Origin of the sequence: Caballeronia sp. INDeC2, from assembly GCF_023631325.1 — a bacterium.
Lineage (GTDB): Bacteria > Pseudomonadota > Gammaproteobacteria > Burkholderiales > Burkholderiaceae > Caballeronia.
Genome location: NZ_JALQDG010000012.1, coordinates 90,237 through 107,953, shown reverse-complemented (window position 1 = coordinate 107,953; position 17,717 = coordinate 90,237). Strand labels below are relative to the sequence as shown.

Below are 17,717 nucleotides of genomic sequence, written 5' to 3'. Positions count from 1 at the left end.
TCAGATCGCGAGCCAGAACGCGAAGCCGCACAGCGCGACGACGACGAGGCTCATGCGATCGCGGGCAGCGAAGACGATGGGGTCGTCGTTCATCCTGCCGCGATGCGTGATGACCCACGTCCGGCTGAACCAGTAGAGCATCAGCGGACAAACCATCCAGATGAATTGCGGATGCCGGTAGAGCATCGTTGTGCGTTCGTCCTGGATGTACAGCGCCAGCACGAGCACCGAGATATATCCCGACGACGTCCCAAGCGACGACACGATCGCAAGATCGCTCGCCAGATAGCCGCGCCCGCGCGCGCTGTCGCGTCCGGCTTTCATCATCGCGTGAAGTTCGGTGTAGCGCTTCACGAGCGCGAGGCTCAGGAACGCGAACATCGAAAAGGCGAGCAGCCAGAACGTGAGCGGCACGTGGATCGCCGCGGCGCCGGCGACGATGCGCGTCGTGTAGAGCGCGGCGAGCACGACGACGTCGATCATCACCTGGCGCTTGAGCGCGAGCGAATAGGCGAGCGTCAGCACGTAGTAGCCGAGCAGAGCGGCGTTGAATTTCCACGATAAAAACGTCAGCGCGATCGAGAAGGCGGCGGCAAGCAGGATAGGGCACAGCGCCACGCCCCACGCGAGCGGCATGGTGCCGGCGGCGAGCGGGCGCTTGCGCTTCACCGGATGCTGGCGGTCGTCCTGAAGATCGAGCAGATCGTTGAGCAGATACACGCTCGATGCGCACAGCCCGAACGCGAAGAACGCCAGCACGGCGAATCCGATCGAAGTGGACGATCTCAGCTGATGCCCCGCGAGCAGCGGCACGAACACCAGCACGTTCTTCAACCACTGATGCAGACGCAGCGACTTCGCCCAGATCCTGAGCGTCGGCTGGCGATTCTCGAAGACCTGTTCGATGTTGTCGTGTTTCGACGCCGCGCGCACCACGCCCGCATGTGGATTGACCACGTACGCGCGATCGGCGGCGGCCCAGACGGCGATGTCGTCGTGCGAATTGCCGACATAGTCGAAACCCTTCTCGCCGTACTCTTCGACGAGCCGGTCGCGCTTGCGATGCGAAGAGAGATTGACGTGCTCGTCGGTGGCGAACACGCGATCGAAGATGCCGAGGTGCTCCGCAATTCGCCGCGCAAAGGTCTCATGACTCGCCGTGGCAAGCGCGATCGTGCGGCCCGCGGCGCGCATCTCGCGCAGCCAGTTCACGACCTGCGTGTTGTACGGCAGCGTCGTCACATCGATGTTCACGTGCTCCGCAAGCCGCGTTTTGAGACCGGGCTTGCCGCCGCTCGAAAGCCATTGCAGCGGCTTGTAGAACTTCTGCGGGAACGATCTCAAAAAGGCGAATCCGCTCTCGACGAGAATGTCGGAGTGAATCAGCGTTCCGTCGAGATCGACGACAATGGGCTTGCTCATACAATTCACGTCAGGTGATCGGTTAAGCCCACAGCGCGTCCGGTCCGAGCCAAAGAAAGGTCCGACCGGGCGCGGCAGAATCCTCCGCTTGCTGGCGGAATTTAGCACAATCTGTAACAAGAACAGTTCGTCTTGCCGCGCTGTGCGCCATGTCGCGCGGTTGCCGAAACCCCCCACTTTGAGGACAATCTTGGCGTCTTCCACTCGTCGATGCGGTCCGTTTTCCTTTCGTGGCGCGGACACCCCCTTTGTCCGATGAACGCGAACGCATCACCGATCACCCTTAGCATCTCCATCGTCGTCTACCGCCCCGACGCCGCACTGCTCGCACGCACCGTCGAAACGCTCGAGTCCGCGCTCGCGCAATTGCACGACGTCGCCGGTCGCCCGTGCCTGTATCTGATCGACAACGGCAATCCCGGCGAACTCGCCGACCTGCCGACACCATCGGATGCCGAATTCGACACAGTGGTGCTGAAAGGGCACGGCAACGTCGGCTACGGGCGCGGCCACAATCTCGCGATCGCGCGCGCGAACAGCCGCTATCACCTGATCCTGAACCCGGACGTCGAACTCAACGCGGACGGCCTGCGCCGGGCGCTCGCCTTCCTGCGCGACTCTCCGGAAACAGGCCTGCTCGCACCGTGGATCGGCGGCGACGACGGCCGTCAGCAGTTTCTCTGCCGCCGCTATCCGACGGTGCTCGATCTCTTCGTGCGCGGCTTCCTGCCGTCCGCGCTGCGCAAGCCGTTCGCGCGGCGCCTCGCGCGCTACGAGATGCGCGACGTCATCGGCGAGAACAGCATCGTGTGGGATCCGCCGATCGTGAGCGGCTGCTTCATGCTCTTTCGCACCGACGTGCTCAAGTCGCTCGGCGGCTTCGATCCGCGCTACTTCCTCTATTTCGAGGACTACGATCTGAGCCTGCGCACGCGCCGCGTCGCGCGCATCGCTTACGTGCCGTCGGTTCGCATCCTGCATCACGGCGGCGGCGCGGCGAAGAAGGGCTCGATGCACATCAAGCTCTTTGTCACGTCGGCGTACCGGTTCTTCAACCGCTTCGGCTGGAAGTGGCTATGAGCGAAACCGGCCGACGGATCGCGATCACCGGAGCCAACGGCTTCGTCGGCCGTGCGGTGAGCCGGGCGCTGCTCGCGCGCGGCATCGGCGCGACGGGGCTCGTGCGGCGCGGCGCGGCGTGCGAAGCGGGCGTCGACATACGGCATATCGACGGCCTCGAATCGATCGCGCCCGACGCATTCGCAGGCTGCGACGCGGTGATTCACCTCGCCGCGCGCGTCCACGTCATGACCGACGCCGCCGCGCAGAAGACCTCGGAGGCGCTGCTGAACGCGTACCGCGCGGTCAATGTCGAGGGCACGCTCGCCGCCGCCGAAGCCGCGCGCCGCGCCGGCGTCACGCGCTTCGTGCTGATGAGCAGCATCAAGGCGCTCGGGGAAAGCGATCCGGGCCGCCCCTTCACCGAAGACGACGCGCGCGATCCGCCCGATGCCTACGGCGTCTCCAAAGCCGAAGCCGAAGTGCAACTTCTCGAATTCGGCAGCCGCACGGGACTCGAAGTCGCGATCGTGCGGCCGCCGCTCGTGTACGGCCCCGGCGTGCGCGCCAATTTTCTCGCGATGATGCGTGCGATCGCGCGCGGCATGCCGTTGCCGCTCGGCGCGATCGATGCGCGTCGCAGTCTCGTCTCCGCCGACAATCTGGCGAGCGCGACGATCGAATGCGCGCTTAATCCGGCCGCCGCGGGCCGCCTCTTCCATGTCACCGACGGCTACGATCCGAGCGTTGCGGAACTCGCGCGCAAGCTCGGCGAGCATCTCGGCAAGCGCGCGCGGCTCGTGCCGGTTCCGGCGGGGCTTTTGCGCGGCGTCGCGCGCGTCGTCGGCAAGACTGCGCAGATCGATCGGCTGACGGGCAGCCTGCGAGTCGATTCTCACCGCATCTGCGATACGCTCGGCTGGCAGGCGCCGCAATCGCTCGACGAAGGCCTGGCCGCCACGGCCGCGTGGTTTCGCTCGACGCGCGGACAATGACCGGCTCGCGCCCGCCGAAATGGCCGGTCGCGAACGTTAAAATACACGCAGTCTCGGCACCGGCTTTGCAAAGCGAATTTCCGTTATTCGTCAGATATTTAAAATAAAATGGGGCGGACGTTCGCGTATGCTTCAGAGTTTTCCCAGAAAAAAATTGCCAGGACGACAGGGCCTCGTTTTCGACAACTTATAACAACGCATGCTGCATTCGTATTTTGAAGATTCGCCGCTGCTGACCGTCGCGTCGGTTGCGGTATTGGCGTTCGCCGCGTGCGCGCTGATCCTGCGCACGCTCATTCGCACCGGCCTCGCGTGGCGCCTCGCCACCGATATCCCCAACGAACGCTCGCTGCACGAACGGCCCACGCCGCGCGTCGGCGGCTGGGGCATCGTGCCGGTCGCGGTGATCGCGCTTCTCGTCGCGGCGCCGTCAATGTGGCTCGTCGCCGCTTGCGCCGTCTTTCTCGCCGCCGTGTCGCAAATCGATGACCGTCGTGGCCTGCCCGCGCGCGTGCGCTTCGCGGCGCATATCGTCGCGGTCGCGCTCGTCATCGTCGCGCATCCGGCGAACGTGCCGTGGTGGGCGCTCGCGCTCGTCGGCTTTCTGATGCTGTGGCTCGTCAATCTGTACAACTTCATGGACGGCTCGGACGGGCTCGCCGGCGGCATGGCGCTGTTCGGCTTCGGCGGCTACGCGCTCGCGGCGCTCGCCGGACCCGCGCCGCAAGCCGATCTCGGCCTCGCAAGCGTGGCCATCGCGGGCGCGGCGGCCGGATTCCTGACCCTCAATTTTCATCCGGCCCGGATTTTTCTCGGCGATGCCGGGTCTATTCCGTTAGGGTTCCTCGCGGGCGCGCTCGGCTATTGGGGCTGGCAACGCGGCGCATGGCCGGTCTGGTTTCCGGCGCTCGTGTTTTCGCCGTTCATTGCCGACGCCACGGTCACCTTGCTGCGCCGTCTCGCGCGCGGCGAAAAATTTTGGCAGGCGCATCGGCAGCATTACTATCAGCGCATGGTGCGCCTTGGAGTGGGGCACGCGCGCACCGCGCTCGCGTGGTATCTCTTCATGCTGGCGGGCATAATGCTCGCGAACGGGGCGCTGCGGTTTTCTGTCGCGGGGCAGTGGGCGGCGGTTGCGGGCTGGGCGGTCGTGGTTGTGGCAGCGGGCGCGGTGGTCGACGCGCATTGGCGGCGTCATGAGACGCGCCATTCCGGACAATCTTGAGGTCCATGCTGATGAATCGAATAAAAGCTACATGGCTATCGGCGGGCGCGTTCGGCTTCGATCTCATGGCCGTCGTCGGATCCTGGCTCATCGCATATTTGCTGCGCTTCAACGGCGCCATTCCGCATGACTTCCGCCACGGGGCGCTCACCGCGCTCGTCTGGGTGGTGCCGGTCTACGCCGTCGTCTTTCGCGTCTTCGGGCTGTATCGCGGCATGTGGGTGTTCGCGAGCCTGCCCGATCTGATGCGCATCTCCAAGTCCATCGTCGTGGGCGCGCTCATCGTGATGGTGGGCGCGGTGATGTCGCAGCCGACGCCGATCATCCCCCGCTCGGTGCTCATCGTGTCGCCGCTGCTGCTCTTTCTGTCGATGGGCGGCGCGCGCGCGCTCTATCGCGCGGGCAAGGAGTTCTATCTGTACGGCGGCCTCGTCGGGCAGGGGAAGCCCGTGATCGTGCTCGGCGCGGGCACGGCGGGCGCGATGCTCGTGCGCGAGCTGGCGCGCTCGAGCGAATGGCGCCTCGTCGGCCTGCTCGACGACGATCCCGGCAAGCAAGGCCGCGAAGTGCTCGGACACAAGGTGCTCGGCTCGTTCGGCGATCTGTCGCGCGTCGCCGAGCAACTGAAGGTCGATTACGTGATCATCGCGATTCCGTCGGCGTCGGTCGAGGAACAGCGGCGCGTCGCCACGTTGTGCGTGCGCGCCGGCGTGAAGGTGATGGTCCTGCCCGCGCTCACGCCGCTCACGCAGGGCCAGAATTTCCTGTCGCGCGTGCGGCAGATCGACCTCGAAGATCTGCTCGGCCGCGAGCCGGTGAAGATCGACATGCCGCACGTCGAGCAACTGCTGCACGGGCGCGTGGTGATGGTGACGGGCGCGGGCGGCTCGATCGGCTCGGAGCTGTGCCGTCAGATCCTGCGTTTCTCGCCCGCGCAACTCGTTGCCTACGACCTCTCCGAGTACGCGATGTATCGCCTGATCGAAGAACTGCACGAGCGGTTTCCGGAGTGCTCGGTGATTCCGGTCGTCGGCGACGCGAAGGACTCGCTGCTGCTCGATCAGACGATGGGCCGCTTCACGCCGCACATCGTCTTCCACGCGGCCGCCTACAAGCACGTTCCGCTGATGGAAGAGCAGAACGCGTGGCAGGCGGTGCGCAACAACGTGCTCGGCACGCTGCGCGTCGCGCGCGCGGCGATGCGTCATGACGTGCGCCATTTCGTTTTGATTTCCACCGACAAGGCCGTCAATCCGACCAACGTGATGGGCGCGAGCAAGCGTCTCGCCGAGATGACGTGCCAGGCGTTGCAGCAATCCGCGCCGCGCACGCAGTTCGAGACGGTGCGCTTCGGCAACGTGCTCGGCAGCGCGGGCAGCGTGATTCCGAAGTTTCAGCAGCAGATTTCGAAAGGCGGGCCGGTGACGGTCACGCATCCGGAAATCACGCGCTTCTTCATGACGATCCCGGAAGCCGCGCAGCTCGTGTTGCAGGCGTCGAGCATGGGGCGCGGCGGTGAGATTTTCATCCTCGACATGGGGCAGCCGGTGAAGATCGTCGATCTCGCGCGCGACCTGATCCGTCTCTACGGCTTCTCCGAAGAGCAGATCCGCATCGTGTTCACGGGCTTGCGTCCCGGCGAGAAGCTCTACGAAGAACTGCTCGCCGACGACGAAACCACCACGCGCACGCCGCATCCGAAGCTGCGTATCGCGCAGGCGCGGGGCGTGCCGGATAGTTTCATCGACGAATTGCTGCCGTGGCTCATGCAGCATCGCGTGCTTTCGGACGAAGAAGTGCGCCGCGACCTGCGCCGCTGGGTGCCGGAATATCAGACGGCGGCGCTGCCCGTCCTGCAAAGCGTCGCGGCCGTGCAGACGGCGCGCGAGCGGGGCGCGGCAAGCTGACGCGCACGGTTCACGCATGACGACGCTCGACGAAGTCCATGCGCTGACCCACGCGGGCTCGCTGTTGTCGCCGGGCGGCGAGATCGTCGCGCCGTACGATCTCGAAGTCGCGCGCGCCGATGCGACCAACTTCTCCGCCTTGCCCGCCGACATCCGGAACGCGGGCCGCGAGCACTTCGATGCGGACTACGCCCGCGCGAGCCGCGTGCATCTGATCAACGCATTCGGCGTCACGCTCGGCGATTCGATCATCGGGTTGTCGGCGCTCTTCGCGGTGAAGCGCCTTCATCCGCATCTTCGGTTCACGATCTATCGTCCGGTTGGCGCGCCACGCTACGTACAGCGTCTTTATGCGCTCGCTATGCCGCGCCTCGCGGATAGGGTCGATTTACCCGTGCCGCTCGCGAGCCTGCGCGCCGACGAGCTGAAGATCGACATCGGCAATCAGCTTTTCTGGCCGCGCTTCGCGTCGATGCCGATGATCGACTTCTTCCTCTGGGCGATGGGCGTCGCGCCCGGCAGCATCGCCGCAAGCGACAAGCGCAATCGATGGCTCGCCGATATACCTTTGCCCGCCAACGAAAGCGAGCCTTACGCGCTCTTCTGTCCCGACGCGAGCACGCCGGTGCGCAGCGTTCCCGCGTCGATGCGCGCGCGTATCGTCGCGCGGCTCGCGGACGAAACCGGCTTGCCGGTGCTGGGCTTCGGCGCGATCGATCATCCGCGCTATCGCGACATCGCGCCGCTTTGCATCGACACGGACCATTTCCTCGCGTGGATCAAACGTGCGCGCTATCTGGTCACGGCGGACACGGCGGCGCTGCACATCGCGGCCGGCTTCGACGTTCCGGCGACCGCGTTGTTCACGACGATTCCCGCGTTCATGCGCGCGCGCGATTACACGAACTGCGTCGCGGTCGAATTCGACTTGCCGCATCTGCGCGGCATTCACGCGAGCGCGCAACCCGCGGATCTGGAAACGGTGGAACAGGCGTATCGCGACTACGACTGGCGCGCGATGCCGTTCGCGCGCGAGGCATCGATCAGTTCGGCTTGCCGTTGACCTGAAACGACGGCAGCCGTCCATACAGCTCCGCGACCCAGTCGATGAACACGCGCACGCGGCGCGGCTGATGGCGATTAGCCGCATAAAGCACCGACACCACGCGCGGAAACGACGGATACGCGTTCAGCACTTCCTTGAGCGCGCCGCTGCGCACGAGCGGATCGAGCGTGTAGCTCGAACTCTGGATCAGGCCGAGTCCCGTCACGCCCGCGGCGATGTACGAATCGCCGTCGTTCACGGCGATCTTGTGCTTCATTGCGACGATGCGCGTTTCGCCATCGACGACGAATTCCCAATTGCGCACGCGTCCCGACTTGTTGAGCACGTAGCCGACGGCGAGGTGCTGGTCGAGATCGTCGAGCGACGCGGGCTCGCCGTGCTTCTCGATGTATCCAGGCGACGCGCACGTGATCTGCGTATAAGCGCCGATGCGTTTCGCGACGAGCCCGACATCGCCGACCGCGCCCACGCGCACGACGCAATCGACGGCTTCCTCGACGAGATCCACTTGCCGGTCCGTGAGCACCAGTTCGACGCCGATATCCGGATACGCCGCGAAGAATTCCGGCAGCGCGGGGATGATCGTGTTCTTCGCCATCACCGTCGGCAGGCTCACTTTGACGTTGCCCTTGGGACTGAGCTTCGAATGCGAGAGCGACGCTTCCATGTCGTCCACTTCGCCCAGCACGCGCACGCAGCGCTCGTAATAGGCTTCGCCGTCCTCGGTGATGCTGATGCTGCGCGTCGTGCGATTGATGAGGCGCGCGCCAAGATGCGCTTCGAGCGCCTGGAGCGTGCGCGAGACGCTCGCGGGCGGCAGGCGCAGGGCGTCGGCGGCTTTGGAGAAACTGCCCGCCTCGACGACCCGCGCGAAGACTTTCATTGCAAGAAAGCGGTCCATGCTCGGGTTCCGGAAATACGTGCTTTTTTCAAGCGACGATCATACTTGGGATCGCTTGCGCGCGCGCCTTGGTTGGGCAAGGGGTGAATTCAGAGCCCGACGCCCTGACAGAGCCGCCACGAGTAATGCTCGATCATCCGCTGAAACGGCGCGTGATGGCCGTACGCGATCGACGACACCGCCAGCAGCCCGCAACCCGCGACGAGCGCGCGCGGCATCTTGCGCGGCTGATCGAAAACGCGCACGAGGAAGAGGGCGGCGACGATCGCGCCGAGCACCCAGCCCGCGACGACTTCCGCGGGCGTGTGCGCATCCCGCATGATGCGGCTCGCGCCGATCGCCGCCGCGAGCGCGAGCCCGCCCGCCGCGCCCAGCCGATGCCAGCCGCCCCCGAAACCGCCGAACAGCAATGCGCCCGCGACCGTATAGATCGACGCGGCGAGCATCGTGTGACCGCTGATCATGCGCAACTGGATGGCGGCGATGTCGAAGCCGCAGCCGGCGTAGAGAATCTTCGAGATACCGACGAGCCCGGTGCCGATTGCGAGCAGGATCGCCCAGCGCAACGCGAGACGCGCGTCGACAGTGCGCAGCCACAGCGCGCAAACGAGCGCGAGCGGAAGCAGGAAGGCCGCGTCGCCGAGATTCGAAAGCGTCCAGAGTACCTTTGATTCCATGCGTGTCCGTTATAGGCAGGCTCGCGAACTCGATCGACGCCGCTATGAACTGTCGGCGAGTTTTCGGCGGCCGGCCATCCGGTATTCGGTCGGCGAAATCGACAGCCGTTTGCGGAAGATCTTCGCGAGGCCGTCGCCGCTGCCCGCGCCGCAACGCCGTGCGATCTTGTCGACGGGCAGATCGGTCGCGGCGAGCAGCATGCAGCTTGCATCGAGCCGTGCGCGCAGCAGATATTCCGACGGCGTGAGCCCAATCTGCGCCTTGAAGCGGCGCAGGAAATTGCGCTCGCTCATCGCGGCGACGCGCGCGGCGTCGGTGATCGAGATCGGCCGTACATAGTTCTCGCGAATCCAGCGCGCGGCCGCGTCGATCTTCTGGCGCACGCCGCCGGCTTCGGTATCGTCCAGCACGGTGGCGAGCTTTTGCCATGCGCCGGGAATCGAGCGCTCCGATACTTCACGCGCGAGCGCGGCGCCGTGATCGCGCTTGATGATCGAGAGCGCCGCGGCGATCGGCCCTTTCGGATCGTCGAGCGTGAGCGTCTGCTCGGCGATGAAAAGCGGGTTCGACAATGCGGACGGCAACGCGCGCTGCCCGGGCTCTCCGGTGAAATCGAGCGAGCGGTTCTGCACGGTGAGATTGGCCGCGGCGAGAATGTGCGCGCCTTCGCCGATCGCCTTGATGAACGGAATCTTCGGCGCCACGCGACCGAGCCGCTTTCTCAGCACGGCGTCGTTTCGTGCATGCCGCGCGCCCACGCCGCCCGCGATGAATAGCGCGTCGCACTCGTTCATCCAGCGCGTTTCGAGACCTTCTGTCCAGATGCGCATCGAGCAACTGCTCGCCACGCTGCCGCCTTCACTCGATACGAACCGCAGCGAATAGTTCGGCGCTTGCCCGCGCTCGCCGGCCGCGGCGGGCATGTGCACCTGATTCGCAACGGAGAAGACCTCGGAGATCGAACTGACTTCGACGAGCGAGAAGTCCTCGAAGATCAGAATGCCGATCCGTTTTGCCGCGCTGGCCATATCGGCGGACGGCGAGTCGGGCGCGACGGCGCGCACGACCTGAAGCCTGCCCGTACCATTGGCGTACACCATCGACTTCTCCCCTGTGCGGACCGGACCGGCGTTGTCGCGCCGTTGGGTCCGGTCCATGAAGGAACGCAAGTAGCGGGAAAGTGAGCTTACATGGGCGCACTATACGCGGCGCCCGACAGTCGTCGCGTGCCGAGTCCGAAATTGACGAACTGTTGGCAGATCGTCTCGGTACGCGGGGATTTCGATGAAATCGGGGCGCTCAAGTAGCGGTGTCCGCCAACCGTTATCCGAGGGAAGCAATCGATGATGAAGGTTCTTGGCGGTAGGGCGGTCGGCGCGCAGCAATGCGCGCCGTTTGTCTTTTGAGCGCGCTTTTTCCAGACGTTCAGCGGAAATAGGCCTTCGTGTTTTCGTGCACGTCGTGGCGCGCGAGGATCTCGTCGGGCAGGAGCCATCGATAGTCGCTGTGCTGATCGAAGCGGCCGATCGGCACTTTCCCGCTCAGCGTCATCGCGTAGGCGAGCACGACGTAATGCGTACCGATGTCCTCGGCGCCCGCGAAGTTGTCGTCGTACAGATGTTCGTAGACGCCGAAGAAGCGCGCGGCCGAACGCTGCGCGCTCGCGACGCCCAGCTCGTTGATGACGATGCGCCTGAACGCGGCGTCGAGCGTTTCGTTCTTGGTGATGCGCCCGCCCGGCACGAACCACGTGCCTTGCGCGGGCCGGTTGCGCCGATGTCCCAGCAGAATGCGCCGGTTGCCGTCGGTGACGATGAGGTCGATCGCCACCAGCGGCGTAAGCCGCACCACCGTCAGGAAGTCCGCGTTGCTCAGCATCGTTGCTCCGTGTTTGCGTCGCGCTCAGCGCAAACGATGATGCCTGCGTCATCGCATGACCGTGCGCACGCGCACGCCGCGGCGTGCTTCGTCTGATAGATGCGAAGCCTTGCGACGGTGCATGTCACCGGATCGATTCTCACGAGTGAAACAAGCAAGGCTGGCGAACTCGACCGACACCGGTATTCGTTGACGGCAAACTTGACCGATCCGGAAGCCACCTCCGCACGCTAAAAACCGCGCGCCGTGAATTTCGAACGTACGCGCCAAATCCGCGGCATTCGACCGAAGAATGCAATGGTCTGATTGAACGATTCAACAAATGGTGTTGCCGCGTGCGCCGCCGCAAAAAGCCTAACCGATGGCGGACCGGGACAGTCTCGCGGTCCCGCGCGCACGCAGCTTCGGCGGGTCGGCGGCCATATTGCGGCACAGCATTTTAACCTCATATGAAAATACCGCATTATGCTTTTGAATAAAATTAAAACCGCTTAATAGAAAATGATCCGATTGCCCGCCTTTGGATTATCGGAAAATCGGCGCAATTAAATGGACGATCTAATTTGGCTTTTAAATCGATGAGTGAAAAACCGATTACATCCGGTTCCCAAATGTAACGAGAAACCCAAAATTTTCCGATTCTCGCGGTACGAACGTCCGCCTTTTCTTGATCCGACGTTTCAAATTTGAATCAGTTTCATTCGTCTGATTTAGCGACTTGACGACCTGATAATCCGCGCACGGCCGTCATGCGGGACGCTGCGGCGGCGTGATTGTCCGATCTGGCGGCACGCCGATCGAATTGCGCTAAGCCCGTCCACCAGCCTTCGTATGACGAATACATTTCTGTATTCCACGCTTTGAAAATGGCTTTTCAGAATTTGGGGAGGGATATCAATGTGCGCTCACCCTCACATCGGAACAGATTCTGTGGTTTAAGCACGAAAATCTAGAGCACAAAAAAGATTGTCTGCTTATTATTCAAGCCAGCGGATCGATTCCGCCAACACTTCGTTCCAATCGGTCACGGCAACCCGGCGAAGTTCGGGAAAGTCTATTGATGCGCCGCAATGCCCGAGAAACTCTTCCGCACCTTCGAGGATGCAAAGCTGCAGAGGATGACCATGCCTTACGCCACTCTAGAACCCGCCGTCGTGGGTTGGACGCCTCCCGCGACGAAAGCCTCGCAAACCGAGGTGCGCCAGATCGCGATACTGCTGTTCGACGGTTTTTCCCTGCTCGGCGCGGGGATCGTCGCGGAGGTCTTCCACATGGCGAACGAGTTCGCGTCGGTGAAGTCGCGGCCGGACTGCAGCTATGACGTGCGCTTCCTGTCCGTCGAAGGCGGCAACGTGGCGTGCTCGTCGTCGGTGCGGGTGTGGAGCGACGGACTCGACGCGCGCCACTACGGCGGCTTCGACGCGCTCTTCGTCGCGGGCGGCCGCGGCGCCGACGATGCCGCGAAGGACGATCGCATCGTCGAATGGCTGCGCCGCGTGCAGTCCAAGACGACGGTCGTGCGCGCCATTTCCGAAGGACGCAAGGTGCTCGACGCGGCGGGTATCGGCCAGGCGCAGGACGCGCAGGCTCGCTTCAACAACGCGATGCACCTCGTGCGCGACGAGCAGCAAGGCGATGCGGGCGACCGCTACGAGTCCATGAAGGGCGCGCTTTTGATCGTGAAGCGCGATCTGGGCATAGACGTGGCGCGCGCCGTGGCCGAGCGCCTGATGCCCGGCTCCGCCGCGAAGCTCGTGTCGATTCTCGGCGACAGCGGCGCGGCGTCCGCGGGCGACAAGATCCGCGCGGCGGCGCGCTGGCTGCAGGACAACTGCGAACGGCCGATTTCGGTCGTCGATGCGGCGCAGGTGGCCGCGATGAGCGAGCGCAACTTTTTGCGCCGCTTCAAGATCGAGATGGGCATCACGCCATCCGATTATTTGCTGCAGGCGCGCCTCGCCGTGACCTGCGCGCTTCTGACGGATTCGGAACTGCCGGTCGACAAGATCGCGCGCAGAAGCGGCATGGGCAACGGCGACAGGCTCGCAAAGATTTTCCGCAAGCGTCTTCTGATCTCTCCGACGGAGTACCGGATGCAGAGCAGACGCGAGGCGAACGGCTGACCCGCGCGAAGTGTGACGTGGGCCGCTCTCGCGCCGACTATGGCGTAAAGCGTCGGACGTTTGGCCGGACCCGATCGGTCCGGCACTTAATCATTTCCCGGACGGCAATGCCGTTCGAATGAATTGCAGGCAAGGAGTCCTCGATGACGAATGAAGCACGCACGAAAGGTGGGGTGGAGCAGGGAGCAGCAGGTGTGGAGGCGGGCCCGGCCAAAACGGCCGGACCCTGCCGCCGCCTGGTTCCCGTGATCCTCGCCGGCGGCTCGGGCACGCGCCTGTGGCCGATGTCGCGTGAACAGTTCCCGAAGCAACTGATCGGCGTCGTCGGGCGTGACTCGTTGTTGCAGGCTACGGTTTCGCGGCTGAAAGGCTTCAATGGCGACTTCGAGGTGAATGGCGAGCCGATCATCGTGTGCGGCGAGGAGCATCGATTCACGACGGAAGAGCAGATGCGCGAGAGCGGCGTCGACGCGCGCATCATCGTCGAGCCGGCGCGCCGCGACACCGCGCCCGCGCTCACGCTCGCGGCGCTCGCCGCGGTGAAGGACGGCGAGGACGCGATCATGGTCGCGATGCCGGCCGATCACTCCATCGCCGACATTCCCGCGCTGCATCGCGCGATCGCGATCGCGGCGGCGCATGCGGAGCGCGGCGTGATCGCGACGCTCGGCATTCCGCCGACGCGCCCCGACACCGGCTTCGGCTACATCCGTCTGGGCGACGCCCTCGACGACGGCGCGTACCGGATCGATCGCTTCGTCGAGAAGCCCGCGGCCGAACTCGCCGCGCAATACGTGGCGGCGGGCACGTACTGGTGGAACAGCGGCATCTTCATCGTGCGCGCGAGCGTGTGGCTCGCGGCGCTCAAGAAGCTCAACGCCGACATGCACGCGGCCTGCTCGGCCGCCGCGCAGGAAGGCGAGGACGACGGCAAGTTCTTCCGTCCGCAGGCCGCGCAATTCGGCCGCGCGCCGTCCGACTCGATCGACTATGCCGTGATGGAGCACATCGGCACGCCGACGAAGCCGTGCGACGGCATCGTCGTGCCGCTCGTCGCGGGCTGGTCGGATCTCGGTTCGTGGGACGCCGTGTGGGACGCGATGGACAAGGACGAAGCCGGCAACGTCGCGAGCGGGCGCGTCGTGTTCGAAGGTGCGACATCGAGCTATGCGCGCTCCGAAGGCGGACGGCTCGTCGCGTGCGTCGGCACGACCAACGTGATCGTCGTCGAAACGGACGACGCCGTGCTCGTCGCCGATCGCTCGCGCGTGCAGGACATCAAGGGGCTCGTTGCGCGCATCCGCGAGCAGCATGCGCCCGAAGCGGACACGCATCGCAAGGTGCGCCGTCCGTGGGGCTTCTACGATTCGATCGAGCACGGCGAGCGCTTTCAGGTGAAGCGCATCGTGGTGTCGCCGGGCTCGAAGCTGTCTTTGCAGATGCATCACCATCGCGCGGAGCACTGGGTCGTCGTGTGCGGCACGGCGCTCGTCACGCGCGGCGAAGAGCAGTTCCTGCTCTCCGAGAACGAATCGACGTTCATTCCGCTCGGCGTGCGGCATCGTCTGGAGAACCCGGGCAAGGTGCCGCTCGAGATCATCGAGGTGCAGTCGGGAAGTTATCTCGGCGAAGACGACATCGTGCGCTTCGACGACACCTACGGGCGCAATTGAGCGCTCGGCGGGCAGTGACGTAACGAGTTGAGGCGACCGACTTCTTTGCAACGGCTTTCATTCGAAAAAGACGGGATTACGCGCGGAGGAGACTGAAGAGGGCGGTAAAGGGCTGATTGCGTTCGGGGAAAAAAACATGCGCGATTTACAGGGATTGCTCGCGCGCCTGTTCGACGTCGTGATGATCGTCGGCGGTGCGGCAGTGGCGTCGCAAATCAGGTTCGAGTACATCGAGGCTCACACCTATTCGGTGGCGTTCGTCGCATTCGCGGCGGCGTTCTCGCTCGCGCTCTTTCCGGGCTTCGGCGTCTACCAGTCGTGGCGCGGCCGCAGCAAGCTGCAACTCGTCTGTCAGGTCTCGCTCGGCTGGCTCGTCGTGCAGGGCTGCGCGCTCGCGCTCATGTTCTCCCTGCATCGCCTCGACTATGTGTCGCGCCTCTGGTTCGCCTACTGGACCGCGATGTCCGGCGGGCTCATGATCGCCGGGCGTCTCGTCACGCACGCGATCCTCGCGCACATGCGCAACGCCGGCCTGAATCTGCAACAGGTGGTGATCGTCGGTTGCGGCAGGCATTGCGATTCGATCCTGCGCAAGATCGAGCGCTCGCAGGACACGGGCTTTCGCATGAGCGCCGCGTTCAACGCGTCGCCGGGCAAGGCTCGGCTCAACACGCGCCTGCCGGTGTACGACGACTTCGACGCCTTCGTGAGCTTCGTGCGCACGCAGAACGTGCATGAAGTGTGGCTCGCGCTGCCGCTGTCCGAAGAGCGCACGATCCTGCGCTTCGTGAACGAGTTCCGCGACGATCTGCTCAACGTGCGCTTCATCCCGGACGTGCGCAGCCTCGCGCTCTTCGAAAGCGGCGTGACCGATCTGCTCGGCCAGCCCGCGATCAATCTCGTCGCGTCGCCGCTGTCCGCGTCGGCGCAACTGCAGAAGGAACTCTTCGACCGCGTGTTCGCGCTGTGCGCGATCATTGCCGTTTCGCCCGCGCTGATTTGCATCGCGCTCGCGATCAAGCTGACTTCGCGCGGGCCCGTGCTCTTCCGGCAGAACCGCAAGGGCGCGGATGGCCGCGTCTTCACCATCTACAAATTCCGTTCGATGCGCTTGCATACGGAACAGGCCGGGGTGCTCCGCCAGGCCACGCGCGACGATCCGCGCGTGACCCGTGTCGGGGCGTTCCTGCGCCGCACCAGCCTCGATGAGCTGCCGCAGTTCTTCAACGTTCTGCGTGGCGACATGTCGGTCGTGGGCCCGCGTCCACACGCGCTTGAACATGACGACCTGTATCAGAAGGTCGTATCGGGGTACATCCATCGTTACCGGATCAAGCCAGGCATCACCGGCTGGGCCCAGGTCAACGGTTTTCGTGGAGAAACGGATCGGATCGAAAAGATGGAAGGACGCGTCGCTCACGATTTGTACTACCTGGGTAACTGGTCGTTCGGACTCGATATGAGAATCATCGCCGCAACGATCTTCAAGGGACTACGCCACACCAACGCTTACTGATGCAGGGGACGACCATTATGCACAACCAACAACAACCGGGCACCACCTCCATGGCCGCCAACACCAACGTGTCGCGTATCTTCCGCCTCACGAGCCTGGCTGCGGCAGCTTCCATTTCCGTGATCCTGACGGGTTGCGGGCTCGCGCCGGGCATGCACATGGAAAAGCCGGCCGCGCTCGTCGAGACGTCGAACGATCAGGGCGACCCGGCCACGACGACCAACATTCCGATCACGACGATCGACGCCGCGCTCGTGAAGAAGATGCGCACCACGCAGCCGTCCGCGGCCACCGATCCGAACGCATCGCTCTACGGCAAGCCTGCACCGTACAAGCTGGGCGTCGGCGACGTGCTGCAGATCACCGTGTGGGATCACCCGGAACTCGTCGCGGCGCTCGGCCAGCCCGCGAACCAGACGCGTACGTCGGATGCGGCGCCCGGCTTCGTCGTCGATGCGGACGGCAATCTGCAATTCCCGTACGTGACGCGTTCGCTGCATGTCGCGGGCAAGACCGAGACGCAGGTTCAGCGCGAACTGTACGCGGAACTGTCGAAGGTGTTCGTGAAGCCGCAGGTGACGGTGCGCGTCGCATCGTTCCGCGCGTCGCAGGTGTATATCGACGGCGACGTGCGCACGCCGGGCGCGCAGCAGATCAACGACATTCCGATGACGCTCACCGAGGCGATCGGCCGCGCGGGCGGCTTCGCGACGACGGCGGACCAGAGCCGCGTCACGCTGATCCGCGACGGCGTCACGTACAACATCAACATGGCCGGCATGACGGCGAAGGGCCGCAGCCCGTCGGACATCATGCTCAAGCCGGGCGATGCGCTGCGTGTCGATTCGCGCGACGAAAACGGCGTCTACGTGATGGGCGAAGTGACCAAGCCCGCCACGGTGATCCCGATGCGCAACGGCAAGCTTACGCTGTCGGACGCGATTTCGCAGGCGGGCAGCTTCAACCCGGAAACGTCGGATCCGCGCGAGCTGTACGTGATCCGCAACGGCCAGACGGACAACCCGGAGGTCTACAAGCTCGACGCGCGTTCGCCGGTGTCGATGCTGCTCGCGAACAACTTCGAGCTGCAGCCGCATGACGTCGTGTATGTGGACAACAACGGGCTCGTGCGCTTCTCGCGCGTGTTGAACCTGCTCTTGCCGGCCATCAACGCGGGTCTGACGGCGGCGGTGCTGACGAAGTAAAGGTAGTGACAGCAGGCGTTTGACCGGCGCGCGCGGGGGCGCGCCGGAGCATCATTGTTCGACTCAAAA

At 64.5% G+C, this 17,717-nt stretch carries 14 protein-coding genes; 9 read left to right on the top strand and 5 right to left on the bottom strand.

All coding sequences use genetic code 11. The features are described 5' to 3' along the window. Positions 1 to 1,422 carry a UbiA family prenyltransferase gene (locus NCS28_RS10470; protein ID WP_250513761.1) on the bottom strand — a complete coding sequence of 474 codons (1,422 nt, stop codon included), beginning with the start codon at positions 1,420 to 1,422 and terminating at the stop codon, positions 1 to 3. A gap of 255 nt (positions 1,423 to 1,677) precedes the next feature. Between NCS28_RS10470 and NCS28_RS10465 the strand changes: the two genes are divergently transcribed. From NCS28_RS10465 to NCS28_RS10445, 5 genes are all read left to right on the top strand, one after another. Then, on the top strand, positions 1,678 to 2,502 hold the full coding sequence (locus NCS28_RS10465; protein WP_250513760.1) for a glycosyltransferase family 2 protein: 825 nt from the start codon (positions 1,678 to 1,680) through the stop codon (positions 2,500 to 2,502). Beyond that, positions 2,499 to 3,476 carry a UDP-glucose 4-epimerase family protein gene (locus tag NCS28_RS10460; protein WP_250513759.1) on the top strand — a complete coding sequence of 326 codons (978 nt, stop codon included), beginning with the start codon at positions 2,499 to 2,501 and terminating at the stop codon, positions 3,474 to 3,476. The genes NCS28_RS10465 and NCS28_RS10460 overlap by 4 nt, the downstream gene beginning before the upstream one ends. A 199-nt stretch (positions 3,477 to 3,675) precedes the next feature. Further along, complete coding sequence (locus NCS28_RS10455) at positions 3,676 to 4,701, top strand: MraY family glycosyltransferase (protein WP_250513758.1); 1,026 nt, start codon at positions 3,676 to 3,678, stop codon at positions 4,699 to 4,701. An 11-nt stretch (positions 4,702 to 4,712) separates the two neighbouring features. Continuing rightward, positions 4,713 to 6,608, top strand: a complete 1,896-nt coding sequence (locus NCS28_RS10450; RefSeq protein ID WP_250513757.1) for a polysaccharide biosynthesis protein — start codon at positions 4,713 to 4,715, stop codon at positions 6,606 to 6,608. A 16-nt stretch (positions 6,609 to 6,624) separates the two neighbouring features. Next, the gene (locus NCS28_RS10445; protein ID WP_250513756.1) at positions 6,625 to 7,671 is read left to right on the top strand and encodes a glycosyltransferase family 9 protein; all 1,047 of its coding nucleotides are present in this window, start codon (positions 6,625 to 6,627) and stop codon (positions 7,669 to 7,671) included. Here the strand turns inward: NCS28_RS10445 and NCS28_RS10440 are convergent. From NCS28_RS10440 to NCS28_RS10425, 4 genes are all read right to left on the bottom strand, one after another. Next, positions 7,652 to 8,575, bottom strand: coding sequence for a LysR family transcriptional regulator (locus tag NCS28_RS10440; protein WP_250513755.1), 924 nt, complete (start codon positions 8,573 to 8,575; stop codon positions 7,652 to 7,654). The genes NCS28_RS10445 and NCS28_RS10440 overlap by 20 nt on opposite strands. An 89-nt stretch (positions 8,576 to 8,664) precedes the next feature. Further along, positions 8,665 to 9,252: a phosphatase PAP2 family protein gene (locus tag NCS28_RS10435; RefSeq protein ID WP_250513754.1), complete on the bottom strand. Its 588-nt coding sequence runs from the start codon at positions 9,250 to 9,252 to the stop codon at positions 8,665 to 8,667. A 42-nt stretch (positions 9,253 to 9,294) separates the two neighbouring features. Further along, positions 9,295 to 10,353 (bottom strand): GlxA family transcriptional regulator, encoded by a 1,059-nt coding sequence (locus tag NCS28_RS10430; protein ID WP_502801177.1) that lies wholly within the window; start codon positions 10,351 to 10,353, stop codon positions 9,295 to 9,297. A 325-nt stretch (positions 10,354 to 10,678) separates the two neighbouring features. Further along, complete coding sequence (locus NCS28_RS10425; protein ID WP_250513752.1) at positions 10,679 to 11,131, bottom strand: GDP-mannose mannosyl hydrolase; 453 nt, start codon at positions 11,129 to 11,131, stop codon at positions 10,679 to 10,681. Between the two features lie 1,124 nt (positions 11,132 to 12,255). Here NCS28_RS10425 and NCS28_RS10420 point away from each other — a divergent pair. The 4 genes from NCS28_RS10420 to NCS28_RS10405 all read left to right on the top strand — a co-directional run bounded on the left by NCS28_RS10420 (position 12,256) and on the right by NCS28_RS10405 (position 17,648). Beyond that, positions 12,256 to 13,254, top strand: a complete 999-nt coding sequence (locus NCS28_RS10420; protein WP_250513751.1) for a GlxA family transcriptional regulator — start codon at positions 12,256 to 12,258, stop codon at positions 13,252 to 13,254. Positions 13,255 to 13,397: 143 nt separating this feature from the next. Then, positions 13,398 to 14,927 (top strand): mannose-1-phosphate guanylyltransferase/mannose-6-phosphate isomerase, encoded by a 1,530-nt coding sequence (locus NCS28_RS10415; protein WP_250513750.1) that lies wholly within the window; start codon positions 13,398 to 13,400, stop codon positions 14,925 to 14,927. A gap of 136 nt (positions 14,928 to 15,063) precedes the next feature. Then, positions 15,064 to 16,443, top strand: a complete 1,380-nt coding sequence (locus tag NCS28_RS10410; RefSeq protein WP_250513749.1) for an undecaprenyl-phosphate glucose phosphotransferase — start codon at positions 15,064 to 15,066, stop codon at positions 16,441 to 16,443. A gap of 50 nt (positions 16,444 to 16,493) precedes the next feature. Continuing rightward, positions 16,494 to 17,648 (top strand): polysaccharide biosynthesis/export family protein, encoded by a 1,155-nt coding sequence (locus tag NCS28_RS10405; RefSeq protein WP_250513748.1) that lies wholly within the window; start codon positions 16,494 to 16,496, stop codon positions 17,646 to 17,648. Positions 17,649 to 17,717 lie beyond the last annotated feature (69 nt).

What these genes read in the sequence shown, in the direction of transcription:
- NCS28_RS10470 (WP_250513761.1), bottom strand. Translation starts at nt 1,422, where the DNA reads ATGAGCAAGCCCATTGTCGTCGATCTCGACGGAACGCTGATTCACTCC.
- NCS28_RS10465 (WP_250513760.1), top strand. Translation starts at nt 1,678, where the DNA reads ATGAACGCGAACGCATCACCGATCACCCTTAGCATCTCCATCGTCGTC.
- NCS28_RS10460 (WP_250513759.1), top strand. Translation starts at nt 2,499, where the DNA reads ATGAGCGAAACCGGCCGACGGATCGCGATCACCGGAGCCAACGGCTTC.
- NCS28_RS10455 (WP_250513758.1), top strand. Translation starts at nt 3,676, where the DNA reads ATGCTGCATTCGTATTTTGAAGATTCGCCGCTGCTGACCGTCGCGTCG.
- NCS28_RS10450 (WP_250513757.1), top strand. Translation starts at nt 4,713, where the DNA reads ATGAATCGAATAAAAGCTACATGGCTATCGGCGGGCGCGTTCGGCTTC.
- NCS28_RS10445 (WP_250513756.1), top strand. Translation starts at nt 6,625, where the DNA reads ATGACGACGCTCGACGAAGTCCATGCGCTGACCCACGCGGGCTCGCTG.
- NCS28_RS10440 (WP_250513755.1), bottom strand. Translation starts at nt 8,575, where the DNA reads ATGGACCGCTTTCTTGCAATGAAAGTCTTCGCGCGGGTCGTCGAGGCG.
- NCS28_RS10435 (WP_250513754.1), bottom strand. Translation starts at nt 9,252, where the DNA reads ATGGAATCAAAGGTACTCTGGACGCTTTCGAATCTCGGCGACGCGGCC.
- NCS28_RS10430 (WP_502801177.1), bottom strand. Translation starts at nt 10,353, where the DNA reads ATGGTGTACGCCAATGGTACGGGCAGGCTTCAGGTCGTGCGCGCCGTC.
- NCS28_RS10425 (WP_250513752.1), bottom strand. Translation starts at nt 11,131, where the DNA reads ATGCTGAGCAACGCGGACTTCCTGACGGTGGTGCGGCTTACGCCGCTG.
- NCS28_RS10420 (WP_250513751.1), top strand. Translation starts at nt 12,256, where the DNA reads ATGCCTTACGCCACTCTAGAACCCGCCGTCGTGGGTTGGACGCCTCCC.
- NCS28_RS10415 (WP_250513750.1), top strand. Translation starts at nt 13,398, where the DNA reads ATGACGAATGAAGCACGCACGAAAGGTGGGGTGGAGCAGGGAGCAGCA.
- NCS28_RS10410 (WP_250513749.1), top strand. Translation starts at nt 15,064, where the DNA reads ATGCGCGATTTACAGGGATTGCTCGCGCGCCTGTTCGACGTCGTGATG.
- NCS28_RS10405 (WP_250513748.1), top strand. Translation starts at nt 16,494, where the DNA reads ATGGCCGCCAACACCAACGTGTCGCGTATCTTCCGCCTCACGAGCCTG.